General features: G+C 30.1%; 17 protein-coding genes. 13 read left to right on the forward strand and 4 right to left on the reverse strand.

Translation table 11 applies throughout. From position 1 onward, the window contains the following. The first annotated feature begins 51 nt into the window (after positions 1–51). The 5 genes from E4J94_RS11470 to E4J94_RS11490 all read left to right on the forward strand — a co-directional run bounded on the left by E4J94_RS11470 (position 52) and on the right by E4J94_RS11490 (position 4,272). A complete protein-coding gene (locus tag E4J94_RS11470; RefSeq protein WP_135835944.1) occupies positions 52–699 on the forward strand; it encodes a DUF6266 family protein in 648 nt (215 codons plus the stop codon). 108 nt (positions 700–807) lie between these two features. After that, complete coding sequence (locus E4J94_RS11475; protein ID WP_135835945.1) at positions 808–1,629, forward strand: helix-turn-helix domain-containing protein; 822 nt, start codon at positions 808–810, stop codon at positions 1,627–1,629. A 266-nt stretch (positions 1,630–1,895) separates the two neighbouring features. After that, positions 1,896–2,126 (forward strand): MauE/DoxX family redox-associated membrane protein, encoded by a 231-nt coding sequence (locus tag E4J94_RS11480; protein WP_135835946.1) that lies wholly within the window; start codon positions 1,896–1,898, stop codon positions 2,124–2,126. A 356-nt stretch (positions 2,127–2,482) separates the two neighbouring features. Next, the gene (locus tag E4J94_RS11485; RefSeq protein ID WP_135835947.1) at positions 2,483–3,934 is read left to right on the forward strand and encodes a MauE/DoxX family redox-associated membrane protein; all 1,452 of its coding nucleotides are present in this window, start codon (positions 2,483–2,485) and stop codon (positions 3,932–3,934) included. A 68-nt stretch (positions 3,935–4,002) separates the two neighbouring features. Then, complete coding sequence (locus E4J94_RS11490) at positions 4,003–4,272, forward strand: DUF6520 family protein (protein ID WP_125350859.1); 270 nt, start codon at positions 4,003–4,005, stop codon at positions 4,270–4,272. Between the two features lie 46 nt (positions 4,273–4,318). Here the strand turns inward: E4J94_RS11490 and E4J94_RS11495 are convergent, their stop codons facing one another. The 3 genes from E4J94_RS11495 to E4J94_RS11505 are packed head-to-tail and all read right to left on the reverse strand — an operon-like array spanning position 4,319 to position 11,158. Beyond that, a complete protein-coding gene (locus tag E4J94_RS11495) occupies positions 4,319–6,799 on the reverse strand; it encodes a S9 family peptidase (RefSeq protein WP_135835948.1) in 2,481 nt (826 codons plus the stop codon). Between the two features lies 1 nt (position 6,800). Beyond that, the gene (locus E4J94_RS11500; protein ID WP_135835949.1) at positions 6,801–8,156 is read right to left on the reverse strand and encodes a RagB/SusD family nutrient uptake outer membrane protein; all 1,356 of its coding nucleotides are present in this window, start codon (positions 8,154–8,156) and stop codon (positions 6,801–6,803) included. Positions 8,157–8,158: 2 nt separating this feature from the next. Next, positions 8,159–11,158: a SusC/RagA family TonB-linked outer membrane protein gene (locus E4J94_RS11505; protein WP_246034312.1), complete on the reverse strand. Its 3,000-nt coding sequence runs from the start codon at positions 11,156–11,158 to the stop codon at positions 8,159–8,161. A gap of 1,043 nt (positions 11,159–12,201) precedes the next feature. On the opposite strand from E4J94_RS11505, the gene E4J94_RS11510 reads away from it, so the two are divergent. Then, on the forward strand, positions 12,202–12,504 hold the full coding sequence (locus E4J94_RS11510; protein ID WP_246034313.1) for a helix-turn-helix domain-containing protein: 303 nt from the start codon (positions 12,202–12,204) through the stop codon (positions 12,502–12,504). A gap of 214 nt (positions 12,505–12,718) precedes the next feature. On the opposite strand, the gene E4J94_RS11515 is transcribed toward E4J94_RS11510, so the two are convergent. Beyond that, the gene (locus E4J94_RS11515) at positions 12,719–12,934 is read right to left on the reverse strand and encodes a hypothetical protein (RefSeq protein ID WP_135835950.1); all 216 of its coding nucleotides are present in this window, start codon (positions 12,932–12,934) and stop codon (positions 12,719–12,721) included. 144 nt (positions 12,935–13,078) lie between these two features. Here E4J94_RS11515 and E4J94_RS11520 point away from each other — a divergent pair, with 144 nt between their 5' ends. From E4J94_RS11520 to E4J94_RS11555, 7 genes are all read left to right on the forward strand, one after another. Further along, positions 13,079–14,203: a hypothetical protein gene (locus E4J94_RS11520; RefSeq protein ID WP_135835951.1), complete on the forward strand. Its 1,125-nt coding sequence runs from the start codon at positions 13,079–13,081 to the stop codon at positions 14,201–14,203. A gap of 23 nt (positions 14,204–14,226) precedes the next feature. Next, positions 14,227–14,826 carry a hypothetical protein gene (locus tag E4J94_RS11525; protein ID WP_135835952.1) on the forward strand — a complete coding sequence of 200 codons (600 nt, stop codon included), beginning with the start codon at positions 14,227–14,229 and terminating at the stop codon, positions 14,824–14,826. A 745-nt stretch (positions 14,827–15,571) separates the two neighbouring features. Next, positions 15,572–18,064, forward strand: a complete 2,493-nt coding sequence (locus tag E4J94_RS11535; protein ID WP_246034314.1) for a type I restriction endonuclease subunit R — start codon at positions 15,572–15,574, stop codon at positions 18,062–18,064. A gap of 9 nt (positions 18,065–18,073) precedes the next feature. Further along, positions 18,074–19,642 (forward strand): type I restriction-modification system subunit M, encoded by a 1,569-nt coding sequence (locus tag E4J94_RS11540; protein WP_135835954.1) that lies wholly within the window; start codon positions 18,074–18,076, stop codon positions 19,640–19,642. After that, positions 19,642–21,384 carry a restriction endonuclease subunit S gene (locus tag E4J94_RS11545; RefSeq protein WP_135835955.1) on the forward strand — a complete coding sequence of 581 codons (1,743 nt, stop codon included), beginning with the start codon at positions 19,642–19,644 and terminating at the stop codon, positions 21,382–21,384. The genes E4J94_RS11540 and E4J94_RS11545 overlap by 1 nt, the downstream gene beginning before the upstream one ends. Beyond that, a complete protein-coding gene (locus E4J94_RS11550; RefSeq protein WP_135835956.1) occupies positions 21,365–23,053 on the forward strand; it encodes a restriction system-associated AAA family ATPase in 1,689 nt (562 codons plus the stop codon). Before E4J94_RS11545 ends, E4J94_RS11550 begins: the two co-directional genes overlap by 20 nt. Next, complete coding sequence (locus E4J94_RS11555) at positions 23,043–24,134, forward strand: hypothetical protein (protein WP_135835957.1); 1,092 nt, start codon at positions 23,043–23,045, stop codon at positions 24,132–24,134. Before E4J94_RS11550 ends, E4J94_RS11555 begins: the two co-directional genes overlap by 11 nt. Positions 24,135–24,152 lie beyond the last annotated feature (18 nt).

Here is a 24,152-nt window from a genome sequence, read left to right on the forward strand (position 1 = left end):
TTTCGAACTGTTGCTGAACCATAAGAAAAGTTTAATTTAAAATGTATTAAAATGGGAAAAATTACAGATTCTCTATTGTCTGGTACGCGAGGTCGTACTGGACGAATTGTTGTTTCGAATATCGAAGGGCATGAAATCTCTCGTATGCGTCCTCGAAAATCAAACCGAATACCAACGCCAAAACAACAAGTTATAAAAGACAGGTTCAATTTTGCTGTACAATTTATACAAGGGTACAAAACATTGGCTAAAACCTATTACGGAAAAAGGTCTGGACTAAAATCACCTTACAACCAAGCAATGGCAAATTTATTACAAGCCATTTCATGTGATATGGACACGTTAACTTTTTCAATTCATTACAACAACATTCAATTCACAAAAGGTAATTTACTCGAACCTCAACCTGTAAATGTTACAGCAGACGATCCACTATCGGCAACGATTACATGGACTAATAATGCAATAGAAGTTGTAGATCAAAATGACACCTTAGTTATATTGTATGCAGAAGATGGTAATACAAAAACACAATCAACAGTTGTACAAACAACGGTAAAACGCTCTGAAGAATCTTATGTACTACAATTTCTGCCCAAATATCAAGGAACAGATGTACATGTATGGATGAGTTTTTTATCCGTCATAAAACAAGAAGCTTCACCTTCTGTTTATTTAGGTCAAGTCACTGTACTTTAACTACTTCCCCTCTGCTTTTTGGAGGGGATTTTTGTTTTATTATAATTTATTGTATATTAGACAAATACATCTTTACTACAACCATTTTCAATTTTAATTTTTAAGCGTATGAAAATTGAAGTATATGAAGAATATATCAAGTACCTAAACTTTTTTATTCATCGATATGGGGATGTAATCAAGAAAATTGAACCACAAGTCGAGGCAAAACAAGATATCCTAAACAAACAGTATATGCAAATGATAGAATATGCATTTGGCTTTATTCAAAAAATCAATTTGTTTTCGATACAAGATTATAAATCACAACTTTTGTTTATTCCGCAATTAATCTTTTACTTCAATGATCTCTGCGAATGTCCTCGTCCTCCAACTCTATTCATAGATTTTGATGTTGACTTAGAAGCTATTTGTAAACTATTAAAAAACAACAGACAAATCAACTATAATCAAAACCAATACTTTCCTTTTCTTATTGATATTTCAGGTTTATCAGACGGTTACCATCATCTTGCAGGTTTTATCCTCCGACACAAACAAAATGAATTTACTTATTACTGTGTTTCGATACAAGTCAAAAGTCAAGAATTAAAGGGAAACTGGAAAAAATTTTATCATATTCCCATTCACAAACTCAAATTAATTTACAAAGAATGCCTTCAAAAAAATCAAACACTATATACTTTTGCAGAAGATACGGAATTTACTTACTATGAAATTCAAAAAGGATTCAACTACTATTTCAACTGCTCCTTTTCGCAATACGAACAAAAATTAAAAATGTTGAAAGCCTTGGAACTAATCATGTTTACCAATGCTCCATTCAAAGACATTGCCATTCAAAGTGGCTTTTCCAATTACAATACCTTAAACCGTGTATTTGCTAAACATCAAATTCCTTTAAAAGAAATTCCTCGATTAATTATTTAACAAAAAAACCGTCATTTCGAGTGAAATTCTGAAAAAGTTTTGTATTGAGAAAAAGGTTTTCAAATAATCTGGTTAAAATAAGATTACCTTATATAGAACAATTCTAAAACTCCTCAAAAATGAGTTCTATTTAAAAAAAATGAGTTGAATTAACAAAAATTGGTCTGTTTTTTCTAAAAATAGGTATTGACTTGCTCAATAACTTCTCTGAACTTTGTATAACACTAACCGTTAACATTTTAGCATTAACCATAAAATACAAAAACATGAGAAAATTAACACCGCTTATACAAACACTCGTCTGCTACCTATTTATCATATTGTTTATTTATGCAGCTGTGAGTAAACTAATAGATTTTGAGAATTTTCAAATTCAATTGGCACAATCACCATTACTAAGTGTATATGCAGAATTTATAGTTTATACTATAATAATTAGTATAGGAATTGTTATTGCACTATTGCTTCAAGCCAGCAAACAAGCCTTACAACAATAACGAGATGACAGTTTGAGTCCTTTTATCAAACTTGAAGGAAAAATTCTTCTTTTTTAAAGAAAATAAACCCTAAAAATAATAAGTCAAAAGGTCGAATTTATAAAAATGACGTTCAAAAAAGTGTGTTTTTTATAAAAAATATAAAAAAACTTAAAAAACAGCTATCATAAAACACTGTTAATCAGTAAATTATTTTACAAAAAAGACAAATTTATAAATTCTACCTTCCATTTATGTTTTTGCACCTCTTGATTACATTTAATCTCTTTTACAAAATCTAATTTTATAAGAATCAATATTTTATCGCCAATAAATTATTGAGTATGAGTTGAATTATTAAGATATAAATACAAAAAATGAAAAAAATAATACCTATTATACAAACACTCATCTGCTATCTTTTTATTGTTTTGTTTGTCTATGCTGCAGTCAGTAAGCTCATCGATTTTGAAACCTTTCAAACCCAGCTGGGACAATCGCCAGTTATTAGTGCTTATGCAAGCATTGTTTCTTATGGAATATTAATTATTGAACTATTAATATCAATCCTACTGGGTATCAAAAAATATCAAAAATTGGGTTTATACTGTGCCTTATTTTTGATGAATGTATTCACCATATACATTATCATTATTCTAAAATTTGCTCCATTTACACCATGTAGCTGTGGAGGTATTTTAGAAGATATGGGGTGGAACGAGCATTTGATTTTTAATCTTCTTTTTATTTTACTTGCTATTTTAGGCATTATTTTAATGAATAGTAATTATCGTCTTACAGCATCTAAAATAGGTTTAATTTTTCTTGTAGGTATACTGTTCATGATAGGACTTTTTCAAAAGAGTCAATTTGAAAAAAGCTATAACAATAGTTTTATTCGCGAATTTCTTCCTCATCATTCAAATCAATTATCTAAATTAAATTTAAAACAAGAAGGTTTTACTATTTCAGGGTTTGATAGCTGTTATGTTTATCTATCTCATCCTTCTGCTCCTCTCTATCTATTGCAATATGATTATCATACAAATAAAATTGACACGCTTCATCTAGAAATTAAGAAAAAAGAATTACCCTATAAGCGATTAATTACACAAGTCGATTACCCTACATATGTAATTGGTGATGGCTCTATTGGCATACTTCAAATTGGTCAATTAAATGCTAAACCTACTCTCCTAACCTATTATCAAAATATATATTATAATTCATATGCTCTTGGAAATAATCATCATATTGGATTTGTAGCTGCAGAACCACAAACTAGATCAAATATATTAGGTGTTATATATCCTAGCGAAAAAGGTGAAACTATAAAACTAAATAAGACTAGTCTAAAAAATCAAATCAACGGAACATTTGACACTGATGGCTTATTGATTTGGAACAAAGAAAATAATCATTTTTTGTATAGTTATTATTATCGAAACGAAGTGATAGTATTAGATACCATGATGAATGAATTATATCATTTGAATAGTATTGACACCATTACCAAAGCACAAATTGATATGGCTTATTATGCAAAAACTGATCAGTATAAAATAGGACCTCGTACAATCCGTGTGCACGAATACAGCGCTACATATGGAGATAAACTCTATATCTACAGCAGACGTTTTGGAAAATATGAAGAAGAAATAAGTGGTACAAGCATTATTGATGTATATGATTATCCTAATAAAAGTTATCTCTATAGTTTTTACCTGTATCATTTACCCCAAGAAAAATTAAGAAATTTTAGAGTGTTCAAAAATTACATTTTCGCTGTAGTTGATAAAGAGCTCTATTTCTATGAATTAATAAAATAACGTTGCAACGCAGGAGAAAGACCGAACACCTGTAAATATAGTAGGTCATCATTTTAAATCACAAAATTATGAAAACACGTTTTTTAAACAAAATCTTACCCTTAGGAGTGGGTATGATGGCTGTTGCATTTGCTTTTGCAACTGAAGGAAAATCATCAACTAAAGATGAAAGTTCAACACTTTACATCTACGATAATTTAGAATGTAAAGAGGTAAGTACGGAATGTGATAATGTACAAATTTTTCCTTGTACCTTTAGCGGAAAACAAGTGCACTTAATCAAAGATTCGCAAACTTCTTGTAATGTAGAGCTATATAATAGCTTCCAGATGGATTGATAAAATTATTAAAACGGAAAAGATTGTCTTATGGACAATCTTTTCTTTATTTTAAATACTTATCAAACCAATTCTCAATTTCAATTGTTAATAATTTTTGATTGACCGGTGTAACAACACTATGCCTCTCTTTATTGAATAATAACATTTTTACAGGTTTATTTAACCTTCTTAAACCAGTATACAAATAAGTATTTTGGTACCAGTTGGCATTATCATCTTCTTTACCAGTCCATATTAGTACAGGTATTTTAATTTTGTCCAAGTGATACAAAGTCGAGTTATTTACATAGTCTTGTTTAAATTTATAAAAATCAGGACTCATCCTAAATTGTTGGTTTTCTATACGCCACATCTGTTCCCTCTTCATTGACCAAGAAATATCATGATAATAAGTAACTAAATCTATTGTAGTGGAACCAATTACAGCTGTTTTAAAATAATTACTCTGGGTAATTACAAATCCTGTTTGATAACCACCAAACGAATGTCCTATTATACCGACTCTATTTTTATCTATAGATTTATTTTCGAAAACTTTATCCAATGCAGCTTCCAAAGATAACGTAGCTGCTTTTCCAGGGTTATTTTTCAAATAGACAATATCAGACAGTAAAATAAAATACTCTTTCGACAATAAATTTAAAACATTAAATCCCGTATAGTTACTAAAAGAAGGTGGATCAAACAATTTTGCACTTTCTGAATTACGTTCGTAAACGGATACTATAAGCGGATATTTTTTATCAGGATTATAGTTAATAGGATAAAGTAAAGCTCCTTTCAATCGTTCATTATTTATTGGAACATCATAATAAACTAATTCTTCGTCTTTTATATGAAGGTTTTTAAGCTCTTTATTGGTTTCATAAACCACACGTAAATTGTTTTGAAGATTATAATTATAAATAATTGGCGAAAGATTGAACTTACTTAGCTTAAAATAGATTTGATTATTTTGATAGAAAAAATAGTCAATATTTCCTTTTAATTTATCATGTAATTTCAAACCTTTACCTTTCTTCCAAGTTGCCCAAGAAGAGCTATGGTTTTCATAAGACACTTTTAAATAAATATAATCCTTTGTGTCTATACTTCCTCCACTAGATACCAAATTAAAGTCATTAAAAATTCTGTATCTTGTTTTAGTATCTCCACTATTTGTTATCTTTTCATGGCTGTTATTTTCTGTATTAAATAACCAAATATCATATTGGCTATAAATCATTAGAAACTTCTCATCGTCAGACCAAATTGGTCCAAATCGACTATAAGGCAATTTTAGTGTTGCTCCATCCACCCATTCGCTAAAAAACTTAGCTTTAATATTTTGGGTTAAATTTCTTTTAGTTTTTGTTTTAATATGGTATAACCACCAATCCTTCTGATCAAAATAGACGATATAATTCCCTTTAACTGAAAAATTAAAATTTCCTTCCTTTGTATAAATATGTTGAGCAATTAATGATTGTGAATTATCATCGTGAGTTTTCAGGTATAAATCACTAAAAGGAAATTCAAAAAACTCGGGTTCATATTGTAATTTATTATAAACAATAGAATTGTTAAATCTAGGATTTGTTATATAGGAAGAGTATACAGTATCAGTTAATTGTTTAATTTGATTGTTTTCAATATTCCATTGGTAAAGAAAATTAAATTTTTCATTTTTTTCATACTCATTTTTTCTCGGAAAAATCCATTTATCTGCACCCTCCCATACTTCCATCATATTCTGATTTCCATTGTTGTTTCCCTTTTGATTAAAATATACAAATTTTCCATGAACAGGTTTTCGAAGATTTAAGGTTGACGTATCAAAACTATTATTTATCTGTTTCTCAATACTTTTTTTACTATGAATAGTATAGTTCGTGAATAAATCTTTTTCCAAAAAGAATAGAGATTTACCATTATCAGTCCATTCTTGCCAATTTAAATCGATCACTGGTTTAGAAAAAATGATATCTATATCATTATTCTTTAATTGGATAAGTTTTAAATAGTCACTCCCTTCTTCATTTGTCGTTAATGAAAAAATGTTTGATATTGGATTCCAATTATTTACATACCCATTAAATTTTGCTATAACACTATAATTATCTAAATTGATTAAAACAGATGATTCCTTATAATTAATTGCAATAACAGTATTAGTACTATTGAGTAAATAAGATTGACAATTAGCATATTTATAATCTTTTAACTGTTTTAAATCTTTTATCGTAAGATCTTTTTTATTATTTAAATAAATAAATTGGGTTTCTGTAAATTCTGGTTTTCTGATTTCATTGAATTCAAAATCAATATTTTTTTGAGCATTCAATAACTTATATTTTCTTTCCATCCTATTATCAAGTTCGTCAAAAAATACCCAATCTCCTTTTGGACTAATTTTATTTAAAAAAATATCTTTTGTCCATAAAGAATCCGCAATATGTCTGGTATGATTTTTTTGAGCATTACAATAACTATGACTAAAAATCAATATTAGTAGTACTCTTATAAAAGTATTAATTATTTTCATTTTAATATCCTTGATTTTGGGGTAATAAATTTTGATTCAATATTATTTCCGATTCTGGAATTGGAAAATATTGATGAAAATCTTGAAAAGAAGGTTTTAAAGGAAGCAAGGTCTGTGATAATAAACCAAAACGCTTTAAATCAAACCATCTGTTACCATGTTCACAAAATAACTCATGTTGACGCTCATTGAGAATCGCTTCAAATAGATTTTCATTTGTGTTACTAATTCCATTTAGACCTGCTTTATTTCTAATTGAATTGATATCAGAAATGGCTTCATTTTTCTTATTTGTATTAATATATGCTTCAGCTCTAATCAAAATTATTTCTGGTAATCGAAAAACGATCGAGTATTCGCTACTTGTTGCAAGTGTATTAATTTGTTTGTATTTAGAAGAAAAGAACCAATTGCCATTACTAGATGATTTTACCCAATATAATTTTCTCAAATCCCCTTTTTCAAAACTATTTAGAAAATGATTTGTCAAAGCAATATTCGTAGGGTTTTGTCCTGTAATCGTGAAGATTGGGGCTTCATTTGTAGGACTTCCTTCTTTGGCAGTTTTTAATTGAAAAATTGTAGAAGTGCTATTTTTTAGAAATTCTGTATTTATGTCATTCACCAATTGAAACCGATTAGAATGAATAATCAAATCCGAATAATTTATTGCCTTATTCCACTCCTTGTTGTATAAATGAATTTTAGCTAATAAAGCATAAATTGTAAATTTGTTAATACGTGTATTGGTATTAATATTAGCATCTTGTAATAAAGCTAATGCATTTTCCAAATCTTCGATTAAGTTAGCATATATTTCCGATTGACTATTTTTATAACACCTACTATTTACCATGTAATCGGTAGACTTTATGTAAGGAATTTCATCATAGATCGTATGAAGTGAAAAATACATAAAAGCTCTAAAAAATAATGCCTCAGCCATTAATGTATTTTTTGAACTAAAGTGAGAATTTTCTAAACCTTGAATACTGGCATTCGCCATGTAAATTAATTTATACGAATTTGTCCAAACAGTTTTTACTTCTGCATTATTCGCGTCTATATGATGCAAATAAATATCATTAAGCCCCGAAGTAGGATTTCCATAATAATCGAGTTCATCTGCATATAATCCGAAGAGGATACTACTGCTTGATAGCTTACCATTGTAAATCGAATTATCCCTAAGTTCGGAATACAAATTGAGTATGGCTCCATTAGCTGTCGTTTCATTTTCAAAAACATATAAACTTGGCAATTGATTCGTTGGAAAATCAACTTCAACAAAATCATTACAGCTAAAAATTAAAAAGAATAAAAGGAGGATATTAAATTTAAGTATACTTGTTTTCATAATTAAAAGTTTATAGTTGTTCCAATAGATAACCTTTTTAATGGAGGTAAATAGCCAGACGTTTGCTCTGGATCTCCACCTTTAAAAGGTGTAATTGTAAATAAATTCATCCCTTGTAAATACACTTTAGCTTTGATTGATTGATCTTTTTTTGAAGGGATTTGATAAGAGATTGCAATATTTTTTAATCGAATAAAATCTGCTTTACTGAATACAGCATCACTTTGTTTAAATTGGCTACTTGCGCTTACAGCTGCTGCATTGGTACCAGAAGTTGGCTTTTGGTGTGAAGCATTAGGATTATCCTCACTCCAATAATCTAAACTAGCAACAGGCATATTATTAAAAGTTCCCATTGTAGATGTACCTGCCCATTCGTTATAGGCTATTTTTTTACTCCAATAGAACGTAAAATTAAAATTCCAGTTTTTATACTTCATATCGTTTGTAAGGCTACCATACCATTTTGGTGTTAAGTCGACTATAGCCTGTTTATCGTCGGTAGACGTTATTTTACCATCCTTATTAAAATCTTCAAACGTATATAATCCCGTTTCACTATCTACACCTGTGTATTTATAAAATTTATAGATGGATAATGGATATCCGATCTGATATAAATTGCGATAAGTAGAAGTCTCTAAATCTGGAAATTTTTTAAGGTAGGTTGTAGGAAAAGTCCATTGCATATTTACATTCCACGAAAAATGAGAAGAATTGATCACATGAGATGACAGCAAAAACTCAAAACCTTTGTTCACAACATCCGCATCTAAATTTGCTTGAATTGAATTAAACCCTGTTGTAGCAGGTAAACTATACCCTACCAATTGATTAGATGAAGTATTATAATAGAAAGAAGATTCGAGATGTAATTTTTTAAAAAGGTCTATTTCGAATGCGATTTCTCTTTTTATATTTTTTTCCCAAGAGAAATTTGGGTTATATAATCTCGAAGGATTAAGACTTACATTCCCTTCGTATAAACCATCACTGATGGAATACGTATCTAAATATTGGTAGTTACCAATTTGGTCGTTTCCAGTTACGCCAATACTTCCTCTTAATTTACCAAACGACAACCAATTCGAATTACTGAATGCGTTTTCTTTCGAGAATATCCATGCTGCTCCTACTGCTCCAAAATTAGAAAATCTATTTTCTGGCGAAAAGCGACTAGAACCATCTCGTCTCCCCGTTAAATTAATAAAGTATTTATTCTTAAAAGAATAATTAATTCTAAGATATGTCGCCATATAATTGTAAAAAGAATTGGCTTCATTTAAAATACGTAATGTCTTCGCTGCACTTAACCTTTTTAATAAAGAATTATCTAAAAAACCAAATCCATATAAACTCAAATCTTCAGTTTCTGCCTTCGAGAATGTAAAACCATACGATAAGTCGATCTTATTTTCCTTAAAAGTCTTATTGAAGTTAAGTTGAGGTTCTATAATCCAACTATTTCTTTTCCCTAAATTTCGATAACTACTCGAAGATTCTAAGCTTGACGCATTGGATGCAGGATTAAGCCTAGTATGTGGATTAATCTGAAACTCTGTGAGTTCAGTCTGATTAAAACCTAGATTAATCTTAGCGGATAGTTCGTCAGTTATTTTATAATTTAAATTTGAACCAAGATTTACTAAATAGGTTTTGTTATTGTAAACACTTTCCAAAGTCGCTATCGGATTATTCCACGTATTATTTTCCCAATTTATCCTCCCATCATTCGTATAAATAGAAGGACTATTGGGTGCAAGCGAACGCGAAACTCGTGTTAAATCTGTATGTGGTAATTTGTTTCGGTCTAAACCTAAAGAAGTATTCAGATTAAAAATAAAACGTTTATCAGTTGAAGTATGATTTAAATTTGAATAAATTGATGTTTTATTGTAATAAAAATCACCAAAATAAACAGATGATTCTTTCATAAGATTAACACCAACCATAAAAGAAGTATATTCAGAACCTCCATTCACCATAAATCGAGCTGTTTGATTACTCCCTATATTTCCAATTAGCATACGTTGCCAATCCGTATATCTCGTCTGATCCCATGTACCATTCACATCATAAGCATTAAATGGATAAGTGGTAATTCCATCATTACTAAATGCTTCTTTTCTTAACTTAATATATTGTTCTGTATTTAAAAGATCTACGTATTTAGTTATATGATTAATACTGGTATTGAAATCTACATTAAAACTTGTTTTATTTTTAGTTCCTTTTTTAGTGGTAATCAAAATCACTCCATTTGCACCACGTGATCCATAAATAGCGGTAGCATCTGCATCTTTTAACACCTCTATACTTTCAATAGATTGTGGGTCTATAGTATTCAAGGGATTTACTTTACCACTTGGTATAACCGATCCACTAACAGTTGCACTACTTGAACTACCTATATCAAACGGAACTCCATCTATTATAAACAAAGGATCATTCCCCGCATTTATACTATTCTGCCCTCTTAACCGAATGGAATATCCACCACCTGCTGTTCCTGTAGTTGGGGTAATTTCTAAACCTGCAACCCTTCCTTGCAAGGCATCTAACACATTATTCACAGGCTGATTCTCTATTTCCTTTGCCGTTACACGTACTATAGAACCTGTTCGTTCTTTGTCTTTTACGGAGTAGTATCCTGCATTCACCACCACATCTTTCAGCTGAATTCCCTCCTCTTCTTTTGTGAAACTTACATTAATCACGCTTCTATTCAACACCTCTTCTTCTCGAATAGGGAAATCCAATTGCTCAAAAATTAGTTTAGCATCATCATGTTGTAAGGTCAACGAGTAGTTTCCATTATCATCGGTAAAAGTGGAATTATCCGTTCCTTCTTCTTTTACCATTACGCCCACTAGCGGGACTTGAAGTTCTTTTACCGTTCCAGTCACGGTTTTACCTGTTTGTGCCAACAAGGGTGTTACACAAAACAATCCCAATAATACAGCAAATGACTGCCTACTGAGTTTGAAGTAAAATTTTTTCATAATTTTACATTAGTTTTTAATTCAACATTAGTTTTAAAAGCCACTCCTTTTCCTGTACATCGCGCCAACTTTGTTTTTGGGAAAGGGTTTTTTGTTTTTACGTTATAAGTTTTACGCTTAACGTTTTACGTTTTTATTAATACTCAAATCCTTTTTTAATAACGAATTTTAGAGTCGACATACGATTTGCAGACGAGTTTCAATCCATTGAAACAAGCGTAAAAAAGATTAGTGAGCATATGCGAATCATTTAATCTTTTTAGTGCGTAAAATGGTAATTGAACGTCGAAAATCGCGGTCTTGATTTTTTTTGGTTCGTTTTTTTTATCAAGAAAAAAAATGAACGTAATAAAATAATGAACTACTAATTATCGCAAATTCAATTTAGAATTTCATCTCTATTTTTCGCGCGCGCGCCTGTTTATCCTATACCTTCTAAAAAGAAATTCCCCCTCCGACAAGTTTTAAAAATTACATTAATAAATGAAAACTAATACTTAACACTAATTACTTTATGAAGATCATTTACTTTCTTCTTAAGGTGTCTTCGGGGGATAACTATGTGAGTATTTGGTTTTTTATATTATATATCTTTTCTGTCTTTCTGAACTCGTTTCAGAACCACATTCATATGACATTCCAAAATATCTTTCTTTCACTTTTCAATTATATTATAATCGAATAACCTTCTGTGCATTTCGTTTATAGAAACACATATTTCTAGAGAGTATTTTACTTGATTTGTAGAGGAATAAAACCAAGTGTATTTATTGTATGAAGTTCGATGCGATTGTTTTGGAAGAAACGACCAAAAAAAAGGCGTGAAACTCAACAAATCTGAACTGGGGTACTGGTATACCTTGTACACAGATAAGTCAAGCCCACGCCTAGGTCGTGTGCTTTTTTACTTATCATCTCGTGTACTATAAATTACCAGTTTTCAGTTCGAGAATCAAAGCAATAGCTTTAATATTTTCTATTTTAAGTATTGCAAAATTACATTTTTTATGTAATTGAATAACAAACATAATAAAAATTATTGAATGTTACAAGAACTTGTAACAAAATTAATTTCAAAAATTCCGCACTTTGTAAAAAGTGATATTATGGAAGCTATGAAAGATGATATTCTAAAGAAGTTTGGAGAGCATATTAGAAGTTTAAGAATTGAAAGTAAACTTAGTCAAGATGATATTGTATTAAATAGCAACAGAATTACGAAGGCAACGGTAAGTGATATAGAAAATGGTAAGAGAAATCTTTCTTTTACAACTTTAATTGATTTAGCCAAAGGTATGAAAAGGCATCCTAAAGAATTGCTTGACTTCAAAACAGAAGAAATCTAAAAAAGATAAAATTTAAGACATTAAGTACTTAAAAACGTTTTATTTAAAAACAATATACTAAATTAGTAGTATTAACCAGTAGGCATGGTTAAAGTTAGTAATAGTACTCTGGAGTTAGTTTTAGGTTTGTATAACTCCAGAGTATTTTATTTTTACCTCCTATTATTCATAAATACAAAAACAAAAGGCTCTTTGGAGAGCCCTTTTTCTAACATTATTCAACCTCTGTCAACTGTCTTGCTATTTCTAATTTTTCTTGAAGCAAGTCAATCTCTTCTTGCATTTTCAACAATTCTTTTTGCAAAGAATCATTGGTTTGCAATGTGCTTTCCAGTTTATACAGACACAATTCATTAATCTGCTCCTCCTCTTTCTTGCTCCCCATCAATAAGATAGTAGATAATACAACGGTAAAATAGAAATACTTCATATTATCATTTTTTGTAAAACACTAATTTACATTACTAAATGCTATTAAAATATTTTATACAACAAGGTATAAAATTGTTTATTTAATATATATTTATATCATTGTTTTAAACAATTATATAAACAGAAATTTTAATTATTTTTTATGGAGATAGATCACAATTACTTTTCAAATCAAGATATACCAGAAGAAGATAGAAGAGATCATGCTTTTCAATCAGTCAATGCTATTCGCGAATCATTAAAACTTGCTAAGCAATCTACTTCAGTAACATATGAATTTGCTTTTAGCATAATTTATGATCTAAATCCAAAACTTTATAATTCAATAATAAGTTTGTTAGTTTCTAAAAATGAAAATGAAATTGTTAAATATTATAAGGAAATGGCTGAAGCCAAAAGCACTGTAGAAAATATTGTAGAACCATTAGATTTGATTCAAATAGAATTGGATGACTTAGAAAAAGCATTAGAAAAGAAAACTGATAATAATACATATTTAAAAAAACGAAAATTTGGTCTGATTGCAGCTAAAGAATATTTTACACCACGTACTCAATCAGAACATAAAAGCTTAAATCATGATTTTTATTTAAGAAGCAGAGATGATTATTTTGGAAAACCTTTATATGAAAATGACCACTATAAAGACTATAAAATCACAAAAGACAAAGTTTTAAGAATCCGATTACTTCATCCAGATAAAGATGAAGCTATATTAGGAGTAGATATGGTTTATGAACATTTTAATATGGAAAATAAAAAAGTTCGTTTTGCCCATATGCAATATAAAGCATGGAATAACAATGTTCTTTATGAATCTGCATCAAGTAATATGCGAGCTCAGCTTATTAAAATGAAAAATCATTTATGTGATTCAAACTATTGCAAAGGTCCAGAATCTACAAACAGAAATGAATACAGATTCCCATATTGTTCAGCATTTCTAAGACCGACCGCAAAACTTCAAAATAGTGATAGTAAATTAATCACTTCTGGATATCATGTTCCGCTATGTCAAACAATTGCTTTATTAGATTTGGAAGGCAAACTTACAAAAGAAACTATTAGAGATAAAAGTATTAAAGGAAATATTTTTGAAGATTTATTTATAAGTAATATTGCCGGGAGTCGGTGGATATCAATTGACGAATTAGAAACTTTTTATGAAGAAAAAGGAATCAATTCTAATTTAAACATGATAAGAATTCATGCTCAAGAAGTTGATACATTCAGTGAATATGATAAAATTAATAAAAGAGGAGAATAAAAATCTTTTTATACCGCAAATAAATGAAGTTCAAGAATAAAAAATTAGTATCTGCTTTTTTAAATAGAATTAAAACTTGGGACAGACCTTATAACTCACTTAATTTTTACTATACTCCTAAGTTATATCTTAAATTAGCTGAAAAAAATATTGAAATATTTAACAAATTAAATAATTTAAATAAATCTTTATTAAATACAATTACAATATTAGATAACAATCAATTACCTATATCTTTCAGAGAAATAGAATATATTCAAACAATTGGATGTAATGTTTATCTGAAAAAATATTATTGTAAAAGAATACTACTCGAAAATTTCAAAATAAAAAAAAGTACTTTAAGTCAAATAACAATAGACCACAATGAATCTTTATTCTCTATAATTGAAAAAAATATAGATGATTTTACGACTCTACGATACATTTCTTATTTGATTTTAGATAAAAAAATCAATTTAGATACTAAACAAATGAAAAATGAATATAAAAGAATAGTAGACGATTTTGAGGAGTTTAATATTGATCTAGATGAAATGTGTAATGAAATTGAAAAATTATATTCTTTTAAAAGACTTCGTCTAATTCCTAGAAGTGATAATTCTTCTAAAGGAAAAAATTGAGAATAATATATTATTTTTTAAAAAAATTATGTATTAAACAAATGGTTTTTCATGCGTTTAATACTTTTTTCAAATATTTTCATTTCAATTTCGTCTAAAATTGCAATTGTTCGGTATTCAATGTTTTGAATATAATCTAAAATATACTTTCTTTTATTTATGTTATTTCTCGCCCCTCTGCCAAAATGCTCTGGAAGTAATGAAGTCATTCTATAAGCAATGTTTCTACCAGAACCGAAAAGAATTAATTCATTGGGTTTAGTATTTTTCAGTTGATATACACCTGAACCAAAAGGTACTAATAAATACTCACCTTTTCTTGGATCTGGAATTTTTTTTCCAATCTGACCATTCTAAATTATTATTCATATAAAAAAGTTTATTCTTGTTTGGTTGTTACACTAAAGATTTACTAATTTATTATATTTACATTGTATTCTACTAACAATCTATGAACGAATCAAGAACACGTAAAGAAATTATAGACCTGCGCTTAATGCATGCCGGTTGGAATACCTCTGACCGAACACAAGTAGTTGAAGAATTTCTAGTTAATGTAGCTTTGTCTGGTGTAAATGAAAATACGATCAGCTATACTAATACCTTTTCCGACTATGCTTTATTAGGTAAAGATGGAAAGGTACTAGCTGTTGTAGAAGCGAAAAAATCATCACGTGATGCTACTTTAGGACAAGAACAGGCCAAACAATACTGTTATCATATACAAGAACAACAAGGAGGTGAATTGCCTTTTTGCTTTTATACGAATGGGGACGATATCTTTTTCTGGGATTTAGGAAACTATCCTCCCAAAAAAGTGTATGGATTCCCAACTCGTGATGATTTAGAACGTTATACCTATTTAAGAAAGTATCGAAAAAATCTTTCCCAAGAGTTTATAAATACGAAAATAGCAGGAAGAGAATATCAAATTCGTGCAATTCGTTCTGTTATGGAGTCGCTTGAACGTAAAAGAACCAAATTTCTTTTAGTGATGGCTACTGGTACAGGGAAAACACGAACTGTCATTGCCTTGATTGATGCCTTAATGCGTGCGGGTTGGGCAGAAAAAGTATTGTTTTTAGTAGATCGTATTGCTTTACAAAATCAAGCTTTAGACGATTTTAAAGAGCATTTGCCTAACGAACCTCGTTGGCCTCAATACAAAGAGAATGAATTCGCTACAGATCGTAGAATTTATGTTTCTACTTATCCAACGATGCTGAATGTCATTCGAAGTGAAAAACATAATTTAAGTCCTCATTTTTTTGATTTAATTATTGTAGATGAAAGTCATCGCTCTATTTATAACACCTATCAAGAAGTTTTACACTACTTCAATACCATTACAGTTGGCTTAACAGCCACTCCAACTGACGTCATTGATCATAATACGTTTAAACTGTTTGATTGTGAAGATGGTTTACCCACTTTTGCGTATTCTTACGAAGAAGCAGTAAATCACACTCCTCCTTATTTATGCGATTTTCAGGTCATGAAAATCAAAACGAAATTCCAAGTTGAAGGTATAAACAAACGTACCATCTCTTTAGAAGATCAAAAGAAATTGATTTTAGAAGGAATAGATGTTGAAGAAATAAATCACGAAGGGACTGAATTAGAACGCAATGTTATCAATAAAGGCACCAATACACTTATTGTACGTGAGTTTATGGAAGAATGTATCAAAGATGACAATGGTGTACTTCCTGGTAAAACCATATTTTTTTGTATGACAAAAAAACATGCACGACGTGTAGAAGAAATATTTAATCAGCTTTATCCAGAATTTGCAGGTGAATTAGCAAAAGTGATTGTTTCTGACGACCCTCGCGTCTATGGAAAAGGAGGATTATTGGATCAGTTTAAAAATCATGATTTTCCTCGTATTGCCATTAGTGTTGATATGCTTGACACAGGAATAGACGTACGAGAAATCACTAATTTGGTATTTGCTAAACCTGTTTATTCGTACACCAAATTTTGGCAAATGATTGGACGTGGCACACGTTTATTAGAACCAACTAAAATGAAACCTTGGTGCTCTAAAAAAGATAGTTTCTTGGTTTTGGACTGTTGGGACAATTTTGAATACTTTAAATTAAACCCAAAAGGGAAAAATTCATCAAGTCAAGTTTCTTTACCTGTTCGCTTATTTGGGTTATATGTAGATAAATTAGCCTTAGCCATGGAATTGGCCGATGCCAAAATCTATGAACCAACTTTAGTAAAAGTAAAAAAGTTCATCGATCTACTTCCTTTAAACTCTATTGTGATACGTGATGCAATTGGGTTGGTAAATCAAGTCAAAGAAACTTCGTTCTGGGAGACTTTGTCTGCTGACAGCATCCCTTTTTTACAAGATGAAATCAAACCTTTATTTAGAACGATTAGCGGTGTGGATTTTAAAGCCATGCGTTTCGAAAAAGATTTAATTGAACTTTCGTTAGCGCAACTGCAAGAGGATACGGAGAAATTTGGGGCTCTAAAATTAGCAGTAATTGAAGAGATAGCTGATTTACCTTTAACGGTTAATACGGTAGCTAAACACAGAGATTTAATCTTAAAAGCGCAAACCGATTACTATTGGAATACCCTAACGGAGAATAAATTAGATTTATTGATTAAAACTTTAGGTCCTTTAATGATCTATCGTAATGGTACTACCTTAATGACGCCCTCAGAATATAATTTTAAAGATGAATTATTAGAGAAGGAACACGTCGTATTTGGACCGCAGAATGAAGCGGTAAGTATACAACGTTACAAAGAAATGGTTGAGGAAAAAGTACGCTTATTACTCCATGATTTACCTGTTTTACAAAAAATTAAAAATGGAGAAAACATTACGGATATAGAAATTGAAGAACTAACCTGGCTTTTATCGCACGAAAGTCCACATATTACGGTGGATTTATTGCGTAGGGTGTACAATAATAAAAATGCAGCCCTAGTGCAATTTATAAAGCATATCCTTGGTATTGAGGTCTTAGAAGATTTCCCTACCATTATTACCAAAGCCTTTGATGATTTTATTACAAAACATTCGGATTTGAGTGGGAAACAACTGGATTTTTTAAGACTTTTGCAAACCTATATCATAGAGAAAGGTAATGCAGAACGAAAAGATTTGATTTCTGCTCCCTTTACCCGCATTCATCCCAATGGTATTAGGGGTGTTTTTGACGGGAAAATGATGAATGAAATATTAGAGTTAATACATGTGCTAGCCGCATAAAAAAGAAAAATGGATAATCAAGAAATTAAAAGTAAAGTAAACGACCTGTGGCAAAAATTTTGGTCAGGTGGTTTAACGAACCCTATAGATGCAATACAACAAATTACTTATTTGTTGTTTATGAAACAGTTGGACGAAAACGACCTAAAAAGACAAGGTGATGCCGAATTTTTAGGTACTGACTATAAATCTATATTTGCAGGACAATTCTACTTACCTGGTGAAGATTCAGATAAAGGAATTGCTAAAGAAGAATTGCGTTGGAAAAACTTTTCACGCAAGCCGTCGGACGAAATGTATCAATTGGTACAGACGCGTGTTTTTCCTTTTATCAAATCGTTAGGCGATATCGATTCTCCCTTTGCTAAACATATGGAGAATGCGGTTTTTATTATCCCTAAGCCTAGCTTATTAACAGAAGCTGTAATTAAAATTAATGAAATCTATGAAGTACTGCATGCACAAGATCGCTTTGTAGATGCACAGGGTGATATTTACGAATATTTATTACAACAATTAAGTACGGCAGGTAAAAACGGGCAATTCCGTACACCTACCCATATTATTGAAATGCTGGTGGAATTGGTAAAACCTCAGTTAGGGAACCGTATCGCGGATCCTGCTTGTGGTACTGCTGGCTTTTTATTAGCGGCTTATCAGTACATCTTAACGCAATATACTTCTGAAGAACATCAAGTGGTAGATGATTACGGTTTTACCCGTGGTACATTGGCCGATAAATTGGTAGATGATGCATCTAAAAATGTATTAAATCGTAAAACATTTTACGGTTTTGACATCGACCAAAATATGATTCGTATTGGGTTGATGAACTTAATGATGCATGGTATTGAATACCCTAACATTGATTATACCGATACCTTAAGCAAGTTTTATAATGAGGATAATGCGTATGATGTTGTTTTAGCCAATCCACCATTTACAGGAAGTTTGGATAAAGGCGAAATCAACGAAAGTTTTACCACAGATACAAAAAAAACAGAATTATTATTTTTAGAGCGTATTTACAAAATGTTGCGTATGGGTGGTACGGCAGGGGTTATTATTCCACAAGGGGTTTTATTTGGCTCAGGAAAAGCATTTCAAAATGTGCGTAGCATTTTGATGGATAAGTGTGAACTGAAAGCGGTGATTAATTTACCTTCTGGTGTATTTAAACCTTATGCCGGAGTTGCTACAGCTATCTTAATTTTTACCAAAGGAGGTGAAACCGAACGTGTATGGTTTTACGATATGGAGCACGATGGTAAAACTTTGGATGATAAACGTAATGACCGTTTTGATAAGGAAGGCAACCGTGATTTTGGTGACATCCATAAAATTATTGCGCATTTTGATAATCGTGGTACTGAAAACCCTACCGATCGTACGCAACGCTACTTCTACGTAGATAAACAAGAAATTGTAGATAAAGCCTATGATTTAAGTTTTAACCGTTACCGCGAAGAAGTTTATGAAGAAATTAGCTATGATGCACCTAAAGTAATTATGACTCAATTGCAAGAACAACAACAGCACATTTCTGATTTGATGAATGAACTTGAAAATATGTTGTAATGGAGAAAATTAATCTTGGGCAAATTTCAAAGCAGATAAGAGGCGTTTCATACAAACCAAATGATGTGATTGATTCTAAAAATTCTGGATATATACCATTATTGAAAGGTAATAATATTCAAGATTTCGACATCGATTGGAGTAATGTAATTTACATAAAAGAGAATAATATATCCGAAAATCAATTATTAAGATTCGGTGATATACTTCTTACTTCTTCTAGTGGAAGTAAAAATTTATTGGGTAAACACTTAATGATTAAATCCAATAATATTAATGTTACGTTTGGAGCATTTTGTAAAGTGATTCGCCCGATAAAAAATAAAATATATCCTTATTATTTAGATGCATATTTCAAAACAAATACATATAGAAAATATATACAGAATGTTACTCAAGGAGCAAATATTAACAATTTAAGAAATGAAGATTTTGATAATATAGAAATCCCTCTTCCTTCATACGCTGACCAAATCCGTATAGCCAATGTATTAGGTAAGATTGAGGAAGTGATCCAAGCGCGTAAAAATGCCATCGACCAATTAGACGAATTGGTAAAAGCTACTTTTTACGATATGTTTGATGATCCTGTGAGAAATGAAAAGGGTATTCCATTAAAAGAATTAACAACTAAAATTGGCTCTGGTTCTACGCCAAAGGGTGGAGATGAAAGCTATAAAGATGAAGGTATTAGCTTAATCAGAAGTTTGAATATTTATAATAACAAATTTAGTTATGACAAATTAGCTCATATTGATGATGATCAAGCTTATAAACTAAGAAATGTAATTGTTGAAAGTGATGATATTTTATTAAATATAACTGGTGCATCTGTTGCTAGATGTTGTATTGTACCAAATGATGTCTTACCTGCAAGGGTAAATCAACACGTTTCAATTTTAAGGTTTAAGAAAGATACCATAAATCCATATTATGCTGTACACTTATTAACATCTGATAGCTTTCAAAAATATCTTTACGAGTTGTCTACTTCTAAAAGTGCAACACGTGAAGCTATTACCAAAGATCAATTGGAGAATTTATTAGTTAATGTACCTCCATTAGATATACAAAACCAATTTGCAGCCATTGCTCAGAAAATAGGAAAATTAAAAGCGGAGCAAGAAAAGCAGTTGTTGGAAATGCAAGCTTTGTATGCTTCTGTAAGTCATGCTGCATTTTCGGGTACGTTAGATTTAACTCGTATACCTTATGATGAACGTTTGTTGCCGGTTGTAGAACCTGTTAATGAACCCGAAGTTATTGATAAAAAAAAAGAGGAACCTAAAGAATTAGAAAATAAAATTCCATTACAGCTTAATGGTTTAAGTGGTAAAAGAACTAAAGATGTTTTACCCTCGACTAACGAATGGAGTAAGCTAAGTTTTAAGAAAATTGCCGAATTGATTACTAATCATTTTCAGGCGAATTACTTTAATTCTGAAATGTTGCTTCGATTTTTAACTGAAGAGGCTAAATTGAACGTTGATTATTTCAGTTCTAAAGAACAAAAATTAAATCTAAAACTTGAAAACGCTAATGATTTTCTAATCTTCCTTTCTGATGCGGTTACCGATAAAAATCCTTATCTGAAATTAGAACAAGTTTTTTATGATGCTGAAGTAGAAAACATTATCGGTATTGCTTTTACAATCCAAGACTTAGAAAAATTAAGTAAAAAAACAACCCAAGAACGATCTGGAATTTATTTCCGTATAAAAAATGAAACTACTACGCGTTAAAATATTAGGTCAAAATTTTCGTAGTCTACCCGCCAACGTAGACTACGTTTTTAATGACACCTTAACTGAAAATAAATTATCTACTAAAGTATTTGCTGGTTTGAATGGTAGTGGTAAGTCTAATTTTTTGGAACTTATAGCAGAGATATTTTATTATTTGGAAAGATTTAGTCTAGAAAAAACATCAAAAGATTATAAAAAGAATAAAAATATAGGGTTTGAAATAGAATATGTTATTGCTAATAAAGATATTATCTCTCATAAAAAAAGATTCTCTTTACTTGATGATACTATAGATGCTGATATCCACGTACGTATCATTAAACAATTAGATGAATTACCAGAATTTTCTTATTCTTCATATGGAGACACTAAATTTGTACGTTTAGACAATACAATTGGTCAATTACTACCCACGCATATAATCGCATACACTTCTGGCCAGAATGAATTGTTAAGCAACGCTTTTATACGTATACGCTATCATTACTTTAATGAAACACAAAATTTATCCAATTCATTGTTTGACAGAAGGATGTATTTTATCGACGAAGAAAGTAACTATAGCATTTTTGTTGCGAATATGTTATTGGGTAAAGAAAAACCCTTAACGTATTTGAAGAAAATTTTTGGCGTTGAAGATCTTTATTCATTTAGAATTACTGTTAATTATAAAACAAGAAATAAAGGTGATGAGCAATTATTAAAAACCAAGATAGGCCTTTTAGAACCACTAAAAGCGTGTGCAAGCAGTTGGAAAAATGATATAGTGAATAAAGTGCTCGTATTGGATTTTGTGGTTAATGAAGCAACGCATCAAGCCTTTAAACATTATTATAAAAGTGCTTTTAAGTTGTTTCAAGTTTTTTACGAATTACAAAGTTTAAATTTATTGGTAGACAAGCAAGATGTCCGAAAATTTGTAGTGAATGCTTCTAAAGTACTGAATGTATCGGATGAATTGTCTAAGCCTGATCCTTCTGATTTAATTTTTAGAATTGAAAAAATTAGAATAAAAAAGGTACCAAAAAAAATCACTGAAAAAGATAACAATAAACCTATTTATTATAAAGCTTTATCCGATGGTGAACATCAATTGAATGAAGTGATAGGCTCAGTCATGATGATGGAGAATGAAGGTTCTCTGTTTTTAATGGATGAACCAGATACGCATTTTAACCCGAAATGGCGTGCAAAAATGGTAACGATGCTTAACCAGGTTTCAGGGAATGAATATGATGTTAAAGGTAATCCGGAAAAGATTCGACAGCATGAAATCATCATGACGACACATTCCCCTTTTATTATAAGCGATAATCAGAAAGAAGATGTGTATAAGTTTGAGAGAGAAATAATTTCTCAAAAAGATATAAATGATCCTGAAATAGAACATCATTTTGAAAAATTGAATTTAAAAAATCCTGAATACCAAACCTATGGTTCATCAGTAGGATTTGTTTTAGAAACTATTTTTGATAGAGATTTAACTATTTCTGATTATTCGAATGAAGAGTTAAACGATTTAAAAGCAAGTATTAAAACTTTGGAAGACGTAAAACGTGTAAAGAAGGAACTACTTAAATTCGGTGAATCAATTGAAAAGTTTGATGCTTATAACTATTTAATGATAAAAGAGAAAGAACTTAAATCAGAAAAAGATGCTGACTAGTTTCAATGAAATAGATCATCCTATCTATACATTCCATGATCATATCTATCATATTTTTAGAAATATATTTTATTATGATTTGCAGTTTTATGATGAACAAAAATTGGTTCATAGGGATTTTAGATCCTGTGTAAACTCTTCTAAGAAAAGACTTTTAAACCCTTTGAAAGAAATTGTTATTCTTTACCATCAATTACCTTATCTTGAAAAATTAAAATTGCAGGAAGCATTAGTAATTAATAATGATATATCAATATTTAATGATTGTACTAGAGATTTAATTTCATTTAAGGAGATTCATCCCAGTATATCTAATAAATTAAAAGTTTTTTTTGAAAGTTTATGGTCGGATTATCCTCAAAACAATGAAATAGAAGATAAATTTGGAACTGTAAAAGATCATTATGATAAATTAATCCATGAAGATAATTTTGATTTTTTAATCTGTCCATTTTGTGGGTTAAATAAATTTGAACCTTCTGAAGCTCTATATCGTGAAGAATATGATCATTTATTAGCTAAAGCTTCTTATCCTTTTGTTGCAGTAAATTTTAAGTTGCTATTTCCTTGTTGTAAAAAGTGTAATCAACAAGAGAAAAAGAAAAAAGACCCTTTATATGAAATTATTGATCCTTTATATAAGGAAATTAAAACACGTAGATTAGCTCACTATCCATATGATCCTTCTATCAAATTGGATTTCCTTTCAATACAGATTATACTAAAAAATCAATACAACAATGAGAATCTAAAAACACTTTTAAAATACGTTGAATGGGATATAAAAATATTGCGCAATGAAGTACATGATGATCGAGATGAAGCTTGGGATGAAATATACGGTATAAAACGACAATTTTCTGAACACTTAAAATCACTACAGAACTATTGTTTCTCGGAGTTAATATTGGAATATAAGACAAATATAAAACCATTTGATGATTTCAGTAAAGATTATATCACCCGATTAAAGACTCAAATTAATTATGTACCAATGGGAATCGTTCGATATATCTATTTCACTTTTATTTTCTCTATTCCTGACATTGAAGAAAAATTACAACAAGTAATTGCTACATAAACAAACGAGAACCAATAG

Origin of the sequence: Empedobacter tilapiae (assembly GCF_004785645.1) — a bacterium.
Lineage (GTDB): Bacteria > Bacteroidota > Bacteroidia > Flavobacteriales > Weeksellaceae > Empedobacter > Empedobacter tilapiae.

What these genes read in the sequence shown, in the direction of transcription:
- E4J94_RS11480 (WP_135835946.1), top strand. Translation starts at nt 1,896, where the DNA reads ATGAGAAAATTAACACCGCTTATACAAACACTCGTCTGCTACCTATTT.
- E4J94_RS11545 (WP_135835955.1), top strand. Translation starts at nt 19,642, where the DNA reads ATGGAGAAAATTAATCTTGGGCAAATTTCAAAGCAGATAAGAGGCGTT.
- E4J94_RS11500 (WP_135835949.1), bottom strand. Translation starts at nt 8,156, where the DNA reads ATGAAAACAAGTATACTTAAATTTAATATCCTCCTTTTATTCTTTTTA.
- E4J94_RS11540 (WP_135835954.1), top strand. Translation starts at nt 18,074, where the DNA reads ATGGATAATCAAGAAATTAAAAGTAAAGTAAACGACCTGTGGCAAAAA.
- E4J94_RS11525 (WP_135835952.1), top strand. Translation starts at nt 14,227, where the DNA reads ATGAAGTTCAAGAATAAAAAATTAGTATCTGCTTTTTTAAATAGAATT.
- E4J94_RS11495 (WP_135835948.1), bottom strand. Translation starts at nt 6,799, where the DNA reads ATGAAAATAATTAATACTTTTATAAGAGTACTACTAATATTGATTTTT.
- E4J94_RS11505 (WP_246034312.1), bottom strand. Translation starts at nt 11,158, where the DNA reads ATGAAAAAATTTTACTTCAAACTCAGTAGGCAGTCATTTGCTGTATTA.
- E4J94_RS11475 (WP_135835945.1), top strand. Translation starts at nt 808, where the DNA reads ATGAAAATTGAAGTATATGAAGAATATATCAAGTACCTAAACTTTTTT.
- E4J94_RS11490 (WP_125350859.1), top strand. Translation starts at nt 4,003, where the DNA reads ATGAAAACACGTTTTTTAAACAAAATCTTACCCTTAGGAGTGGGTATG.
- E4J94_RS11555 (WP_135835957.1), top strand. Translation starts at nt 23,043, where the DNA reads ATGCTGACTAGTTTCAATGAAATAGATCATCCTATCTATACATTCCAT.
- E4J94_RS11485 (WP_135835947.1), top strand. Translation starts at nt 2,483, where the DNA reads ATGAAAAAAATAATACCTATTATACAAACACTCATCTGCTATCTTTTT.
- E4J94_RS11550 (WP_135835956.1), top strand. Translation starts at nt 21,365, where the DNA reads ATGAAACTACTACGCGTTAAAATATTAGGTCAAAATTTTCGTAGTCTA.
- E4J94_RS11510 (WP_246034313.1), top strand. Translation starts at nt 12,202, where the DNA reads ATGTTACAAGAACTTGTAACAAAATTAATTTCAAAAATTCCGCACTTT.
- E4J94_RS11520 (WP_135835951.1), top strand. Translation starts at nt 13,079, where the DNA reads ATGGAGATAGATCACAATTACTTTTCAAATCAAGATATACCAGAAGAA.
- E4J94_RS11470 (WP_135835944.1), top strand. Translation starts at nt 52, where the DNA reads ATGGGAAAAATTACAGATTCTCTATTGTCTGGTACGCGAGGTCGTACT.
- E4J94_RS11515 (WP_135835950.1), bottom strand. Translation starts at nt 12,934, where the DNA reads ATGAAGTATTTCTATTTTACCGTTGTATTATCTACTATCTTATTGATG.